At 63.8% G+C, this 15,416-nt stretch carries 15 protein-coding genes; 5 read left to right on the forward strand and 10 right to left on the reverse strand.

The features are described from left to right. Nucleotides 1–69: 69 nt before the first annotated feature. The 3 genes from E4662_RS00105 to E4662_RS00115 form a co-directional block, all read right to left on the reverse strand. Nucleotides 70–1,122 carry a DUF2235 domain-containing protein gene (locus E4662_RS00105; RefSeq protein WP_136439222.1) on the reverse strand — a complete coding sequence of 351 codons (1,053 nt, stop codon included), beginning with the start codon at nt 1,120–1,122 and terminating at the stop codon, nt 70–72. Then, entirely contained in the window at nt 1,100–3,394 is a 2,295-nt protein-coding gene (locus E4662_RS00110) for a xanthine dehydrogenase family protein molybdopterin-binding subunit (protein ID WP_136439223.1), read from the reverse strand. The genes E4662_RS00105 and E4662_RS00110 overlap by 23 nt, the downstream gene beginning before the upstream one ends. A gap of 90 nt (nt 3,395–3,484) precedes the next feature. After that, nucleotides 3,485–4,600: a type III PLP-dependent enzyme gene (locus E4662_RS00115; protein WP_136439224.1), complete on the reverse strand. Its 1,116-nt coding sequence runs from the start codon at nt 4,598–4,600 to the stop codon at nt 3,485–3,487. A 125-nt stretch (nt 4,601–4,725) separates the two neighbouring features. On the opposite strand from E4662_RS00115, the gene E4662_RS00120 reads away from it, so the two are divergent. Next, nucleotides 4,726–5,157: an Lrp/AsnC family transcriptional regulator gene (locus E4662_RS00120; RefSeq protein ID WP_136439225.1), complete on the forward strand. Its 432-nt coding sequence runs from the start codon at nt 4,726–4,728 to the stop codon at nt 5,155–5,157. A 76-nt stretch (nt 5,158–5,233) separates the two neighbouring features. Here the strand turns inward: E4662_RS00120 and E4662_RS00125 are convergent, their stop codons facing one another. The 4 genes from E4662_RS00125 to E4662_RS00140 form a co-directional block, all read right to left on the reverse strand. Continuing rightward, nucleotides 5,234–5,848: an inner membrane-spanning protein YciB gene (locus E4662_RS00125; protein WP_136439226.1), complete on the reverse strand. Its 615-nt coding sequence runs from the start codon at nt 5,846–5,848 to the stop codon at nt 5,234–5,236. Between the two features lie 31 nt (nt 5,849–5,879). Continuing rightward, the gene (locus E4662_RS00130) at nt 5,880–6,782 is read right to left on the reverse strand and encodes a DMT family transporter (protein WP_136439227.1); all 903 of its coding nucleotides are present in this window, start codon (nt 6,780–6,782) and stop codon (nt 5,880–5,882) included. A 704-nt stretch (nt 6,783–7,486) separates the two neighbouring features. Continuing rightward, nucleotides 7,487–8,011 carry a redoxin domain-containing protein gene (locus tag E4662_RS00135; RefSeq protein ID WP_136439228.1) on the reverse strand — a complete coding sequence of 175 codons (525 nt, stop codon included), beginning with the start codon at nt 8,009–8,011 and terminating at the stop codon, nt 7,487–7,489. An 81-nt stretch (nt 8,012–8,092) separates the two neighbouring features. Then, the gene (locus tag E4662_RS00140; protein WP_136439229.1) at nt 8,093–9,112 is read right to left on the reverse strand and encodes an alkane 1-monooxygenase; all 1,020 of its coding nucleotides are present in this window, start codon (nt 9,110–9,112) and stop codon (nt 8,093–8,095) included. Between the two features lie 139 nt (nt 9,113–9,251). Between E4662_RS00140 and E4662_RS00145 the strand changes: the two genes are divergently transcribed. Continuing rightward, a complete protein-coding gene (locus E4662_RS00145; protein ID WP_136439230.1) occupies nt 9,252–9,914 on the forward strand; it encodes a lysoplasmalogenase in 663 nt (220 codons plus the stop codon). A gap of 53 nt (nt 9,915–9,967) precedes the next feature. On the opposite strand, the gene E4662_RS00150 is transcribed toward E4662_RS00145, so the two are convergent. Then, nucleotides 9,968–10,855, reverse strand: a complete 888-nt coding sequence (locus tag E4662_RS00150) for a lytic transglycosylase domain-containing protein (RefSeq protein WP_136439231.1) — start codon at nt 10,853–10,855, stop codon at nt 9,968–9,970. A 106-nt stretch (nt 10,856–10,961) separates the two neighbouring features. Here E4662_RS00150 and ftsY point away from each other — a divergent pair, with 106 nt between their 5' ends. Together ftsY and E4662_RS00160 are read left to right on the forward strand one after the other, a co-directional pair. Beyond that, nucleotides 10,962–12,305, forward strand: coding sequence for a signal recognition particle-docking protein FtsY (gene ftsY / locus E4662_RS00155; protein ID WP_136439232.1), 1,344 nt, complete (start codon nt 10,962–10,964; stop codon nt 12,303–12,305). Nucleotides 12,306–12,405: 100 nt separating this feature from the next. Continuing rightward, entirely contained in the window at nt 12,406–12,813 is a 408-nt protein-coding gene (locus tag E4662_RS00160) for a hypothetical protein (RefSeq protein ID WP_136439233.1), read from the forward strand. Nucleotides 12,814–12,852: 39 nt separating this feature from the next. Here the strand turns inward: E4662_RS00160 and E4662_RS00165 are convergent, their stop codons facing one another. After that, nucleotides 12,853–13,329, reverse strand: coding sequence for an ester cyclase (locus E4662_RS00165; RefSeq protein ID WP_136439234.1), 477 nt, complete (start codon nt 13,327–13,329; stop codon nt 12,853–12,855). A 137-nt stretch (nt 13,330–13,466) separates the two neighbouring features. On the opposite strand from E4662_RS00165, the gene E4662_RS00170 reads away from it, so the two are divergent. Next, the gene (locus tag E4662_RS00170) at nt 13,467–14,399 is read left to right on the forward strand and encodes a LysR family transcriptional regulator (protein WP_136439235.1); all 933 of its coding nucleotides are present in this window, start codon (nt 13,467–13,469) and stop codon (nt 14,397–14,399) included. A gap of 21 nt (nt 14,400–14,420) precedes the next feature. Here the strand turns inward: E4662_RS00170 and E4662_RS00175 are convergent, their stop codons facing one another. After that, nucleotides 14,421–15,305: a LysR family transcriptional regulator gene (locus E4662_RS00175; protein ID WP_136439236.1), complete on the reverse strand. Its 885-nt coding sequence runs from the start codon at nt 15,303–15,305 to the stop codon at nt 14,421–14,423. Between the last annotated feature and the right edge of the window lie 111 nt (nt 15,306–15,416).

A 15,416-nucleotide genomic window follows, 5' to 3' on the forward strand; every position in this document is an offset into this window, starting at 1 on the left:
GATATAGGCACGAATGTCACAGTAAAAAGGGGGTTTCACCACTCTGTGAAGTTTTCCTTGACGCGCCCCTCAGGACTGGGCCGCAGCCTGCCGTTTCGGCATAACCCGTTCCAGAGTCGCATGAAATTTTTCTGACGGATCGTGGCCAACCTTGCGCGCGTGGCGCAGCAGGAAGAGCTTTGCCGTCCCGGACCACGTCCCGACCGAGGGCGCGTTCTCATCTGTGGGAAAGCGCGCCTGCCACCCTTCCGGCAACGCAATGCCGCAGCGCTCCAGCCGTTCCAGCATCCACACCAGAGGAATGTTCGACAGCCCCCGCGCCTCGTTGAACCCGCCAAGCTGGCCGCCGATGTCACCATGCGAGCCGCGGAACCAGACCTGCTCCATCTCGCCCTCCCAGCCCGGGCATTCGGTCCAGAGCACGGGCGCAAAGGCGAGGCGCTTTTCGTCATAGGCCAGCGCGTGAAAGCCGTGTTTCACCGAAGCGCCGATGTCGTGGTTGTGAAAGCCGTGGCTGTCCCGATAGAAGCGCCAGAGGATCGGCACGCGAAAGCCCAGCGCCTTGACCGTGTCCCAGACCCCGATCATCTCGATGGGCGACTCGGCGTGGCAATAGCGGCGGTGAAACACATCCGCCGCCCGCCCTTCGGGGTCATATTGATACAGCCGGTAGGCCTGCCGGATGTTGCGCACCGTGGCGTGTTTCGCCTGCACCAGCCCGACCTGGTCAATGACCCCCGCCAGCGAGCGCACCGCGTAGGCCCCGCGCGAATAACCCATCAGGAAGATGCGATCCCCCTCCCGATAGCGCGAGGCAAGATAGCCATACGCACGCCGGATCTGACGGTTGATACCGCGCCCGACGATGATGTCATGGGTAGAGCGCCAGTCGGACCATTGCACGCCGGCCTCATAGTAGACGGAGGTGCCCGGCGTTTCGGTCAGCAGCTTGTAGGTCAGCCCGGCGTTGGTCTCCTGTCCGGGTGTGAGCGAAGACATGGTGCCGTCAAGGATGATGACATGGTCCACCGGCCCGCGGCGCGGCGCAAAGGAAGAGTGGCCCCGGGCGAAGCGCCTCTGAAGCCATCCAAGAACCGTATCACTCAGCCGCGTTTGGCGCATCCTTCAACATCTCCCACACCCGCATCGGGGTGAATGGCATATCAACCTGTTTGATCCCCCGCGCCCACAGCGCGTCCTGAACCGCATTGCCCATGGCCGCCATTGCGCCCACGGTGCCCGCCTCACCGCACCCTTTCATGCCCATGGCATTGGCGGTGGAGGGGACCGGCTCTGTTTCAAACCCGATCATGGGCATTATATCGGCACGGGGCATGGCGTAATCCATGAACGTTGCCGTGAGCAATTGGCCGTCCTCGTCATAGACCACCCGCTCGACCAAAGCCTGCCCCAGACCCTGCGCAACCCCGCCATGCACCTGCCCCTCGGCCAGCATCGGATTGATAAGGTTTCCGAAATCATCAACCACCGTGTAGCGCTCGCAGGTGACAGAGCCGGTTTCGGGGTCAATTTCCACTTCCGCGAAATGCGCACCATTGGGGAAGCTGCGCGCGGGAAGTTGATCGCGCGCGCGCCAGATCAACAGATCCTCGCGCCCGGCCTCCCGCGCCATCTGCGCGGCTTCCAGCATGGTCGGTGACAGGTTCGAACCATCGGCGCGGAAGCGTTCGTCGTCAAAAGAGACCTCGCCCGCCGCAACGCCCATTTCATCGGCCAGAAAGGCGGAGAAGCCTTCGATCATCTCGCCAACGGCCTTCAGCGTGACGTTGGTCTGCACGGTGACAGAGCGCGACCCGCCGGTGCCGCCGCCCGATGCAATCAGGTCGGAATCGCCCTGCACCACCGTGATCCGATCCGCCGGGATGCCGGTCTGGTCAGACAGGAACTGTGCATAGACCGTCTCATGGCCCTGCCCGTTCGACTGTGTTCCGACATAGATCAAAGCGCCGCCGCCTTCCGTAAACTCTACCTGCACGCCTTCGCTAGGATCGCCCAGAATACTTTCGATATAGTAACACAGGCCCAATCCGCGCAGTTTGCCCTGCGCCTCCGATGCGCTGCGGCGGGCGGCAAACCCGGCCAGATCGGCGCTCTCTTCCGCATGGCTCAGCACGCGCGGGAAATCACCGACATCATAGGTCTCGCCCGTAACGGTCTTGTATGGGAACTCCTTGACGAAATTGAGGCGGCGCAGCTCCTGCGGGTCCATCTCCAGCTCGCGCGCCGCGCGGTCCATCATCCGCTCCAGCACGTAAATCGCCTCGGGCCGCCCCGCACCGCGATAGGCATCGACCTGCGCGGTGTTGGTGAAAATCCCCTCGCAGCGCAGATAGGCCGTCTGGATGTCGTAGACACCGGTCAGCACGCGGGCAAAGAGGTTGGTCTGGATCGCCTGCGCGAAATTCGAGCAATAGGCCCCGAGATTACAGATATTGTGCACCCGGTAGGCAGTGATCTTGCCCGCCTCGTCAAAGCCCAGTTCGGCCAGCGAGACCAGATCGCGGCCCGCGTTGTCCGACAACATCGCCTCCGTGCGGTCCGACATCCAGCGCACCGGACGCCCCAGCATCCGCGCCGCCAGCGGCACGGTGAAATACTCAGGGTATGGCATGGCCTTCATGCCGAAACCGCCGCCCACATCCGGGTTGGTCACGCGGATCATCTCCGGCTCCAGCCCAAAGACGCGGCCCAGCTCGCCCTTCATCCCCCAGACGCCCTGCCCGTTGAAAGACAGATGCACCCGGCCCTCCTGCCATTCGGCAAAACAGCCGCGCGGCTCCATGGAATTGACGATGATCCGGTTGTCATCCACCTCCAGCCGCACCACCCGCGCGGAGTTCTCCAGCGCGATATGCGTCGCCTCCGCATCGCCAATGGCCCAGTCAAAGGCGCGGTTCTTCGGGGCCTCGATGGGGTAGATCGGATCGCCCAGCGGGGCCAGCCCCATGTGCACCGGCAGGTCTTCGTACTCAAACTCGATCAGCTCCGCCGCATCCCTCGCCTGCTCCATGCTCTCGGCGACGATCAGCGCAATCGGCTCACCGACAAAGCGCACGCGCCCTTCGGCAAGGAACGGGCGGCGCGGATTTGCCCCCTTGCTGCCGTCGCGGTTGGGCATGACGGTGTAGCTCATCGCCTCCGTGATCCCTTCGGCGGCCAGCGTTTCCGAGGTCATCACCAGATGCACACCCTCCGCCGCTTCGGCGTCTTCGGTGCCGATGGCCTTGATCTCCGCATGGGCCACGGGCGAGCGATAGACATAGGCGTGCAGCGCCCCGCCCGGGGTGATGTCATCGACATACCGCCCCTGCCCGGTGAGAAAGCGGGTGTCTTCAACCCGTGTGACTGACTGGCTTTTTCCGAACTTGTCCATGGCGTGCCTTTGAGACTGGGTGCGCTTTGGAGCAAAGAGTAGAGGTTGCCACGGCGGTGTCCAGCGGGTTCGGCGCCTCGGGTCAGGACGCTAGCCCGTCACAACCACTTGTGCGCGGCCGTATCCGTTGAATCCGGTGGCAAGGCAGAGGCTGTAGGCCCCCATGCCGCGGATCACCAGACGGTCCCCCGCCGCAAGGTCCTGTGGCAGGGGCAGCGGCTCCGGCAGCCGGTCAAGGCTGTCGCAGGTCGGCCCAAAGACAACGCGCGGCGCGCGCGGGCCGCTCCGGGGCATGCCGTCCGGGTCAAGCGCCGTGATACGCTCCGGCGCGGGCAGATCGCGCCACTCCATCAGCGCGCCATAAAGCCCGTCCGACAGGAACACACCCTCCTCGCAAAGCGCCTTGACCCCGAGCACAAGCGTGAAGCTTTCGGAGACCATCGCCCGGCCCGGCTCGCAAACAAGCTTTGGCGCGCCGCGCCCGAAGGACGCGGCCACGGCGGTTTCGATTGCGGCAAAGACAGCCTGCAGATCCGGTGCAACGCCGCGATTGGCGGCAAACCCGCCGCCCACGTTCAGCCGTTCGAGCTTTATCCCGGCCGCTTCGGCAATCTCTGCCGCGGCCGCGATATAGCGCCGCCACGGCTCGGGATCGTCACATTGCGTGCCGGGATGGAAGGTGATCGACGCCCGCGCGCCGCGTCCCTCGACCGCGCGCAGGAGGGCCTGCGCCAGCTCCGGCTCCGCGCCGAATTTCGAGCCAAAATCATAAGCCGCGCCTTTCACGGGCAGCTTGATGCGCACGGCAATTTCCTGCCCCATGATCTCGCCCAGCTTGTCCAGCTCGCTGATCCGGTCGATGCTCCAGGAGGTGATGCCAAAGCGCTTTGCCGCCGCGATCTCCGCCGCGCTGCGCACCGGGTTGTGGTAATGCAGCCGCGCCTCGGGACAGACCGCACGCACCGCCCGCATTTCATCGACCGAGGCCACGTCAAAGGCGCGCATGCCCGCCTGACACAGCGTGCGGAGCACATGGCGCTCCGGGTTGGCCTTGACCGCAAAGGTCACCTCTCCGGAAAAAGCCGTCTCAAACTGGCGGAATGTTCGGATCAGCGCGGCGGGGGAGAAGAGATAGACCGGCCTGTCCGGCTCGGTCCCGGCCAGAACCTCGGCCAAATCAAACGGAAAATCCGGGTGAATACCCATCGCGCGCGTCTCCTGCTCTTTTGTTTTTTGCGTTTCCGCTATCCAGCTTGCGCAAAGACCGCTACGATTTCACGTGTCAGAATGACGAATTGACTCATTGGATTGCCCAAATCGGCGAGAGAGACATGCAAATCGACGAAACCGATCAGGCGCTGATCGCGCTCCTCTCCGACAACGCCCGCCTGCCGGTGGCCGATCTGGCCCGGCAGCTTGGCATTGCGCGCACCACGGTTCAGGCGCGGATCGAACGGCTTCTGGCAAAGGGGGCGCTGGAGGGGTTCACCGTGCGGCGCGGCCCCGGCCTGCGCGCGCCTTTGCGGGCCACGGTGCTTGTCTCCATCGCGCCGCGCGCCGGGGCGCAGGTGCTGTCGCGGCTCAAAACCATGCCGGTGGTGGAAGAGGTGCACACCACCTCGGGGCGGGTGGACATGATCGTCACGCTCTCGGCGCAAAGCACCGAGGAACTGGACGAAACACTGGACCGGATCGGGGCGGTGGAAGGTGTGAAAAGCTCGGAGAGCCTCATTCACCTCAGCACCAAGATTCAGCGCGGGTGAAAATTTTGCCGGGACAAAATTTTACTCGGGGCGTTGCCCCGGACCCCAAGGTATTTTTAGCCCAAAGAAACCGGGATCAGGCGGCGCTGTCTTCTTCGTCTTCTTCGATGCCGTAGGTCTTGAACAGGCCAGCCTGGGTGATGAAGAAGAGGATGATGGCTGCCGTGAGGCCGAAGGTTTTGAAATAGACCCAGATTTCCGTCGACATCGTGCGCCAGATGATCTCGTTGAGCGCTGCGAGGCCGAAGAAGAGCATCATCACGCGTTTTGTCAGGATCATCCAGCCTTCGTCCTGAAGCGGCATGACTCCTTCCATGACCGCACGCAGCCAGCTTTTGCCGCGCATGAGGCCGATCGCCAGAGCGCCGCCGAAGAGCACGTAGATCAGCGTGGGTTTCATCTTGAAGAAGCGGTCATCGTTGAGCCAGACCGACAGCCCGCCGAAGACAACGATCAGCACCGCCGTGACCGCCTGCATGCGGCTGAGGTGGCCGGTGAGTTTCCAAAGAATGCCGGTGGCGATCAGGAAAACCGGGATGAAGGCGGCAGTGACCACGATGAAGCCTTCGTAATCGGTGCCCCCAAAGGTGAAGACCTCGTCCTTGAGCCAGAGATAGGCGCCGAAGAAGGCCAGAACCGGGCCCATTTCGAGCGTGGTTTTCAGGCCGGGGCTGATTTCTTTTTGCGACATGTCAGGCTCCTTTGGACCTCAGATAGGGCGTTCAGCCGCCAAACTCAACGATCACCGCGCCCAGCGCGATCAAAGCCATGAGAGCGACGCGGCGCGGGCCGACGGTTTCCTTCAGCGCCAGCCAGCCGATGAGGGCGGCAAAGACCGTGGAGGTCTCGCGCAGGACCGCCGCCTCGCCCACCTTGTCGAGCCGCGTGGCGAGCATGATGCCGCCAAAGCTGGCGTAGGCGATAAGCCCGCCGATCACCCCGCGCGAGAGCAAGGGGCCAAGCGCCGGAGGGTGAGACATCGTGCGATAGCGCAGGGCCGCCACAATCGGGATGGCGATCCCGTCGATCATGAAAAACCAGGCAAGGAAGGTGAACGGGTTGGCCGTGGCGCGGATGCCGTATGCGTCATAGGTCGTGTAGAGCGCGACAAACAGCCCGGTGGCAAAAGCAAAGCCCAGCGCCGGGAGCAGGGTTTCGCGACCCAGGGTCAGCGTTCGGTAATTGTAGAGCGCGAGGCCGAAGATCCCCGCCAGCAGCGTGGCGACACCGGCCCATTGCACCGCGTTGAAATGCTCATGAAAGATCAGGCTGGCCCCGATCACCGCAAACAGCGGCCCGGTGCCGCGCACCACCGGGTAAACCACCGTATAAGCGCCGCGGGTGTAGGCCATGGCCTGAAGGATCTTGTAGATCGTATGGATGACAAAAGCCCCGGCAAAGATCACCCACATATGCGGCTCTGGCCATGGCACCACAAAGAGCGCAAAAGGCGCGGCCATCAGGCCGTAGGAGGCATCAATTGCCCCGCGCGAGAGCCAGGGATCGTGCCGCCCCTTTTGCAGCGCGCCAAAGGCGGCGTGCAGAAAGGCGGCCATGAGCGCGAGGCCAAGGGCCACATGGTGGCCGGTCTCGGTGCCTTCGATGGAGATCAGCCAATCGGTCATGGACCGGCTTTGGCGGATGCGGCGATCAGATGCAAGCACCTGCGCCCGCCGCCGGAGTGCTCCGGGGCGGGGCCGGGCCATTTGGCCCGAGGGAGGAAAAAGAGGCGGCCGCCTGAAGTTGCGGACCTTTTCGCGGGGGGGTGGCCCCCGTGCCCATCCTGCGGCGTCACCCGCAGGCTCATTTCTACGGAATCGCGATCCCGCTGTGAGACGGGACAAGATCCTTGGCACGTTTGTGCAAAACCCCGGATCAAAAAACGCAGTCAGGCTGTCGCCGATCCGCGCGTATTTTGATGCTGGTTTGTTAGGGCTTGCGCCAAACGCTTGCTGTGGTCGACCGGGGAGAAAACTGCAGGATCGGAGTTAGGAAAACCTTGCGGTACCGTGCGGTGGGGGTTGGCGGGCTCAGAATGGGTGTTCGGTGTGCGGGCGAAACGGGGCGATCACGGGTAACGCATATGGCTTCTGCGGACGTTGAGCAAAGCGCGTCCCGAACCTGACCCGGGACCTCCCGGTCAATGCACGATCCGGGCCATCATGCTGGAAGCATGTCTCCGACATGACGGGCCGTGGCGTGGCGCCCTTCGGGTTGGATTCCGCGCTGGGGCGCCGGGGACGGAAGCCTTTCAGACATGTCATTTTCGAAACAAAACGCCACGCCAGTTCAAGAACACCCGAGTTAGCCCCGCGCCCACAGGTCTGCGTCAGCCGCTGTGCGTCCCCCGGATCGGGTAATCATTGTCCAGTACGTATTTGATCCGCGACGGCAGGCGCTCCAGTTCCGGCCGCAGGAACGGCGCGTTGGAGATGTCGACCATGTGCAGATTGCCCTCCGGGTTGATCAGGAACAACCCCGGCTCCGCGAAAGGACGATCGGTCTCCTGCGGCGAGCGCGGATCGGAGATGTAAAGGCCAAGGGTCTGCATCTGATCCGGCGTCAGGCCGAACCCAAGCGGCACGGTCACGCCCAGATCGGCCTTGAGTTTGCGCGCCTTGGCTTCGGTGTCGGCGGAGATGGCGGCCACTTCGATGCCCATCCCGGCAAACTCGGACTGCTTCGGCTCCAGATCACTCAGGTACTGGCGGCAGATCGGGCAATGGATGCCGCGATAGACAAAGATCAGCTGCCAGCCCGGCTGCTCCGGACGGCCCAGAGTGATCGTGCCGCCTCCAAGGCGGGCAACGTCGGTGACGGGAAACGGTTGGGCGGAGGAGAGAGCGTGCGGCATGGGATGTCCTGTTCTGAAAAGCGCCTGAGGCCTGATTGGACCTGACAGGTGGCAAGGCGAAAGACCCTGCGCAACCACGCCTCACTCAGTCGTGAGCGGATCGGGCGTTGTCATCCAGTGCCGCGCCCGCCGGTCCATCATGCGCCGCCACAGAGGCGGCACCAGCGCGATCACCGCCATGACCGGCAGCGATTGCGGCAATACGGGCATGGCCTCCCGGTCAAGATCCAGCCCCGGATAAGGCACAGAGGGCCGCGTGTGGTGGTCCGAATGGCGCGGCGCGTTGAGCATCAGGGCAGAGGAAAACCCATGCGGACTGTTCCACGAATGATGCGGGCCAACCGGCTCCAGCCGACCGGCGACCTCTCGCCGCCGAAGCCCGTAATGTTGCACGTAATCAGACAGATAGAGCTGTATCTGCGCATAGGCCGCCAGCGCCAGAAGCCAGAACACCCCGGCCCCGCCGCCCATAACATAGGCCACGCCGAGGGAGGCCAACGCCCCGAGCCCATAGCCGCGATACGGGTGCATGCCGCGCCCGCGCCGAAACCGCGTCTCGGCCCTGTACCCTTCGATCAGCTCCCCCCGCCAGGCGCGCAGCAGGAAACGCCAGAACCCCTCACCGGGGCGCGCGGAGTTGGGATCGCGGTCGGTGGCCGCATGCACATGATGCACCCGCACATGCGCCGAGGCGTGATGGCCAAAGAGCACCGCCGAATAGACCGCCATCCCCAAAAGCCGCAGGCTGCGCGCAGATCGGTGGATCAACTCATGCGCATTCGAATTGCTCACCTGCCCAAGGAACAGCGCCAAAGCCACGAAGAGCACGCCCTTCTCCCAGATCGGCATGGCGCCAGCCAGCACCGCTATGCCGCCGTAAAGCAAGGGAAAATGTGCCAAAGCTAGCAAGACCGCCAGCCCGTCCCCTGCGGGGAACTCCGCACCGGGGTGATCGGGAGCCGCCAGAGCCGTGATCTTGTCCATGAAGAAGGTGAACACGGTGATATAGAGCAAAGCGGCCACGGCCCAACCACCACCGAACGCCATCCCAAGCGCCAGCAGAATCACCATCCCCCATGTCACTCCCGCAAAACGCGCCATGCCCTGCCTCAATCTCCCTACCGACCCTAACATATTAACCAATTTCGTCACGCTTCGGGCGAAACCGGCGCAACTCTAAGCCAAATCGGTTGCGAATTGATGAGCGCCGCCGATACTCAGGCCAAAATTCGGAGCCTTCATGATCCCGCTGTCGCATTTTGATCTGCTCTGCGTCGCCATCTTTCTCGGCGGCGCGCTGGCCTACCCGCTCCTAAAAGCGCAAACGCTGACCCGGAGCATGGTCAAGACGCTGGCGATCCTCGCCCTCATTCCAATCGCGCTGAACCACGGCGCACCTGTCGTCGCTCTGGCCCTGCTGTTCTCCGCAATCGGCGATTGGTCCCTTTCCCGCCCCGGAAAACGCGCCTTTCTGATCGCTATGGTCACCTTCCTCTGCGCGCACCTCGTCTACATCGCCCTGTTCTGGCAGATCCTCGACACATATGGCGCGCCCCCCTGGCCAGACCGCCGCCACCGCGCGCTGATCATCCTCGGAGGGTTTGCCCTCTGGACCGGCTACCATGTGATCCGCGCTGCCGGAGACCTGCGCGTACCTGTCGCCCTCTACTGCGCCGCGATTGCCGCCATGGCCGTGCTTGGCGTGCAGATGCCACAGACCGCCGCCGGAAAGCTGATCAGCGCCGGGGCAATCCTCTTCGTCATCTCCGATGCGCTGATCGGGCGCGAGACATTCCTGCGCAAATCCTTCCCGGGACAGCCCCTCCTCATCTGGATCACCTACTGCGCCGCGCAGGCCCTTCTGACCTACGGTTTACTCGCCCTGTTAAACGATAAAGCCTGACCCGCCTGTTTCTTCTCTGTCAAAATATCCAAAATAACGCCGCAGTCGCCCGCTCAATCGTTGCGATAGACGGCACAGAGGCAGCCGCTTTTCTTCAGCCGCGTGCAGAGTTTCCACGCCGCGTCCCGCGTGTTCCGGCCAATGCGCGCCATGTAATAGCCGCCCTGCGGCGAGGCGCGGCTCTTCTCCCAGATCAGCACCGGCTCTTCGCCGTTCAGCACCCGGGTGCAGCGTGCCGTCCTGCGGGCAAACAGGTTCAGCGCTTTTTTCTTCGTTGTCCCGAAGGCCAGTTGCACGCCGTAGGGCTTCACCACCGGCTCGGGCGGGGGATAGGCGGTCAGGATGCGTTTGCGGGCCAGCTCATGGCAGGCGCTCGCGAAAGGTTTGTCCTTTTGCAGCCGGAAGTCATGGCTGTCCGGCGGCGTATCCGCCCACGTGCGGGCCGGGATTCCGGTGATGATGCGCACATAGTTGATCGTCTCTTTCGCCAGCCCACCGGTCCCGGCCACAAGCCCATCCGCGCGCCGTTCGCCGCCGTTATAAGCCACCGCCGCCAGCCCGTGGTTGCCATAGCGCCGTCGCAGCTCCCCCAGATATTCCGCCGAATATTCAAGCGCTTCGGCAGGATTGTAAGGATCGCGCAAACCGCGCAGCTTGGCCGTTGAGGGAATGAACTGGGCGATGCCCTGCGCGTTTGCGTGGCTCAGCGCATTGGGGTTGAACCGGCTTTCCTGCCAGATCAGCCGGGCAAAGAACCCCGCGTCCAGACCATGCGCCCCGGCAAAACGCTCGATCGCCTGACAGGTGTCATAGACAAAATGCGCGGGCCTGATGCATTGCACGTAGCCAAAGGCCCCCGCCGAACACATCGTGCCCGCCTCCCGCGCATGACCCGCGCCGGGCAGAAGCAGGATCACCAAAAGCACCCATCGAAACACCATGCGCAAGTACAACGCGCGCAGGGATAGAGGTCAACTCAGACTTTCATTACCCTGCCGGGCGTATTAGGTGGTTGAAACAAAGCGGCTCACAATTTCGGGATGGTCCATGTCCTTCTTCGGCAAACTCAAGAACAGGCTGTTCAAGTCTTCCTCCAAACTCGATGAGGGGCTGGAGGCCATTGTCGAAGACGGTGGTCAGGAGGAAGTGCCCGAGACCCCGGTTGAAGCGCCTGTAGAGCCCCCTGTCGAGACGCCGCAAGCCCCGGTCGAAACTCCCCCTGCCGCGCCGCAGGAGGTGCCGGAGCCGGCCCCCGAACCGGCACCCGCGCCCGAGCCTGCCCCTGAGCCTGAGCCGTCGCTACCCGAACCCAGACCAGAGCCGGAGGTGATCCCGCCAGCGGATCCGGAGCCGGCCCCTGCCCCGGTTCCCGAAGCCCCGGCCCCGGCAGAGCCCGCCGCGCCCGAAGCTCCGGAAGAGGCCCCCGCGCCGGAAGATACGGACGAGGCCCCCGAAGACCTCTCCATCGCCGCCGCGCTCGAAGAGGCCCCCGCAGAGGCCGCGCAGCCGGGCCTTCTGGGCCGTCTGTTTGGCCGCCAGTCCGGCGCGCCGGTGGTCAAGCGTGTGCTTGACGATGATATGGTCGAAAGCCTCGAAGAGCTGCTGATCGCCTCGGACATGGGGGTCGATACGGCCCTGCGCGTCGCCGCGAACATCGCCGAAGGGCGCATGGGCAAGAAACTTTCGGTGCAGGAGATCAAGCAACTGCTCGCCAGCGAGATCGCCCGCATCATGGAGCCGGTGGCCCGCCCGCTGCCGCTCTACCCGACCAAACCTCAGGTGGTTCTGGTGGTTGGGGTGAACGGCTCCGGCAAGACCACAACCATCGGCAAACTGGCCAGCCAGTTCCGCGCTGCGGGCAAGAAGGTGGTGATTGCCGCAGGCGACACTTTCCGCGCCGCCGCCGTGGAGCAACTTCAGGTCTGGGGTGAGCGCGCCAATGTGCCGGTGCTGACCGCACCCGAAGGCACGGACCCGGCGAGCCTCGCCTTTGACGCCATGACCCGCGCGCAGGCCGACGGCGCGGATCTTCTGATGATCGACACCGCAGGCCGGTTGCAGAACCGCGCGGATCTTATGGAAGAACTGGCCAAGATCGTCCGGGTGATCCGCAAGAAAGACCCCGAAGCGCCGCACAACACGCTCTTGGTGCTCGATGCCACCACCGGGCAGAACGCGGTCAATCAGGTCGAGACCTTCCAGAAGCTTTCGGACGTGTCGGGCCTTGTCATGACCAAGCTCGACGGCACCGCCAAGGGCGGCGTTCTGGTGTCTCTGGCGGACAAGTTCGGCCTGCCGATCCATGCCATCGGCGTGGGCGAGCAGATCGACGATCTTGCCCCGTTTGATCCCGAAGAATTTGCCGCCGCATTGACCGGGCTGGAAGGATAACCCTCCGCCTCGGCCCGAAAAACCGGCGGGGCCTTGCGCAAATTAACTCAAAAGCAACTAAATTCTTCCCCGTTCGGCGGGCCTTGGGCACAATGGCGGCATGACACGCACAGCCTCTCTTGCCCTTGGCCTGTTTCTTGGCCTGAGCCCCCTCACCGCCATCGCGGCAGAATCGATGTCGGGTGGGGATTTCGAACGCTACGTTGACGGAAAGACCCTTTATTTCGGCCTCGCGGGCAAAGCCTACGGCGCCGAGGAGTACCTGCCGAACCGGCAGGTGCGCTGGTCCTTCCTCGATGGCAAATGCAAGGATGGCTACTGGTACGAAGAGGCCGGGTCGATCTGTTTTGTCTACGAGGACAAGCCGGAACCGCAGTGCTGGTCCTTCTTCCAGGAAGGTGACAAGCTGCGGGCGGTGTTTGAAAACGATCCGACCAGCACGGTGCTCTACGAGGCGCAGCAGGACGAAGAACCGATGCTCTGCTACGGGCCGGACGTCGGCGTGTAATCCCCCGGCGCGGGGCCGGGGGACCGGGTCAAACCGGGATTACTTGCCCGAAAGCTGCTGCAGCGCGCCGGCCCAGTCTTCGACATGGTAGGTGCGGGCAATCTTGCCGTCTTCCAGCTCGTGAATGTCGATGGTCAGGATGTCAAAGCTGCGGCCCTGACCGTCCACGCCAAAGAACGGCGCAACCGGGGTGCCGGTGGCACGGCTGCGCACCACAACCACGTCGCCGCTTTCGTGCATCGCCTCGACTTTCCAGTTCATGTCCGGGATCAGCTTGGAAAAGCCGCCCATCTGGCCAAGGAACGCCTCGCGGCTCTTGGACTTGCCGGAGTAGTCGCCGATGCTCTGCCAATCCGCTTCCGTCACCTCCACAAGGGCGGCCTGATGGCTTTCGGAGCCGGGGTTGCTGAGCAGGTCATAGAAAACCTGAACGGTCTCGGTGTTGTCGGCAAGAGCGGCACCGGCAAAGGAAATGGCGGTGGCGATGCCAGCGAAAAGCGTGCGTGTCTTGGTCATGGGATCTGTCCTTTTGCGATTGTGAGGACCGCGTTTGTCGTCTGACGTTTGTCGCGGTGCGTGCCGTTAAGATGGACAAATCTCCAATGTTTCATAAGATAGGATATTTAAATCTCACTGTTCGGATTTCTTGAACTATGATCGACCGCCTGCGCCAGTTGGCCATCTTTGCCCGGACCATCGACCACGGCTCCTTTCGCGGGGCGGCGCGGGATCTGGCGCTGTCGCCTTCGGTGGTCAGCCACCATGTCTCGCAGCTCGAAGAGCAGCTTGGCGTGCCGCTGATCTACCGCTCGACCCGCAAACTGAGCCTGACGCCGGAAGGGGAGCGGCTTCTGGCGGCGACGCACAAGATGCTGGCGGCGGTCGAAGGGGAGCTGGCGGACCTGTCCGCCGAGGCCAAGGAGCCCAGCGGCACCCTGCGGATCACCCTGCCCGCCGTTCTGTCTCAATCGGTGCTGATGGCGCGGATTGCCGCCTTCTCCGCCCGCTATCCCCGCATCGCGCTGACGCTGGATGTCTCGGACGTGCGGCGGGAGCTGATCGCGGATCGGTTCGATCTGGCCATTCGGCTGGGTGCGGGGGCCAGAACCTCCGCCACCTCGCGCCGGTTGTTCGACCTGCGCCGTGTGCTGGTGGCCCCGCGCGCCCTGGTCGACGCGCGCGGGCCGGTCTCCCACCCCGCGCAACTTCAGGACTGGCCGTGGTACACGCTGGAAGCGGTGCATGCCCGGACCGAGCGGTTCACCGATGCCAGCGGTCAGACGGCGACTGTCCGGCTGGAGCCTATCGCGCAGACCAACGACGTATCGGCGCTCTACAGCCTGTCCAAAGCCGGGGCGGCACTGGCGATGGTGCCCGATTTCCTCGCACAGGACGACATTGCGGCGGGGCGGATGGTGCATGTGCTGCCGGACTGGAGCCTGCCTGCGATTGAGGCTTTTGCGGTCTGGCCCGCCAATGCGCCGAAACACGGGATCGTGCATCTGGCTCTGGACGCCCTGAGCGACCGCCCCCGCCCCTCCCGGCGCACCGGGGCAAAGCCCCGGCCTACCGGACCGGCACTCTGACACCTCCCGAGACGCACAGTCTCAGGCGGCGAAGCCTGTGCTGGCGCTGCCGGGCCGCGTGCTGACCGCCGCAAACCCCTGCCGCAGGTAGTCCTGCATCACCGCAACCAACTCGCGCCGGGTGCTGGTCCCATACATGTTGATCGCCTGCAGGCCCTGATCCGGCAGGATGCCGGGATCAATGTACTCCAGAAACTCCGGCGCGTGCCCTTCGAGATGCGACGTCACCGCCAGATCGGCGCTGACCGAGGCTTCGACCGTGCGGTCGCTGTCCGTGGTCACCGCCATCTCCCAATCAATCCCCGCCTTGTCCAGCAAGGCCAGCGCCGCAGGGCGGAAGCCGCAGTTCTGGTTATAGGCCAGCCGCAGGGGCCGCGCCCGGCAGGCGGTGCCCCCCGGCGCGCCAACCCAGCGCAGCGGCACGGAGGCCAGCGTTTCGCCCCCCTCGCCCACCGTGTCTTCGGTGGTCAGGATCACATCCGCCTCTCCCTTGGAGAACAGCCCCTTCACGTCCCGCGTATAAGAGCTGACCAGCCGCACCTTCACACGCGGATGGCTGCGCCCCATACGCCGCAGCACCTCGGGGATCACCGGGTAGACGATGTCATGCGGCACGCCGAGCACCAGCTCGCCCTCCCAGCTCTGATCGGTCAGACGGCTGTAAATCTCGTCGTTCAGATCAATCATCTTCTGCGCATAGGTCTGCAGCTGCACCCCGGCGGGTGTCAGCGTCACGCCGCGCCCCGAGCGCTCCAGCAACTTGAGATCGAGCATCTCTTCGAGCCGTTTGAGCTGCATGGAGACCGCCGATTGCGTCAGGTTCAGGAAACCGGCGGCCCGTGTCACACCCCCGGAATCGGCCACGGCCAGGAAAGAGCGCAGGGTGGTGATGTCGAGATTTCGCATTCATCAATCCTCGTGATGGAATACTTAAAGAACATTCGTTTCACAAATGATCGCACATCCTGCATATCATCACCATACGAAATGACCAAGTCCGGTATCATCACAATTCTT

The organism is Pacificoceanicola onchidii (assembly GCF_004804335.1).
Taxonomy (GTDB): domain Bacteria; phylum Pseudomonadota; class Alphaproteobacteria; order Rhodobacterales; family Rhodobacteraceae; genus Pacificoceanicola; species Pacificoceanicola onchidii.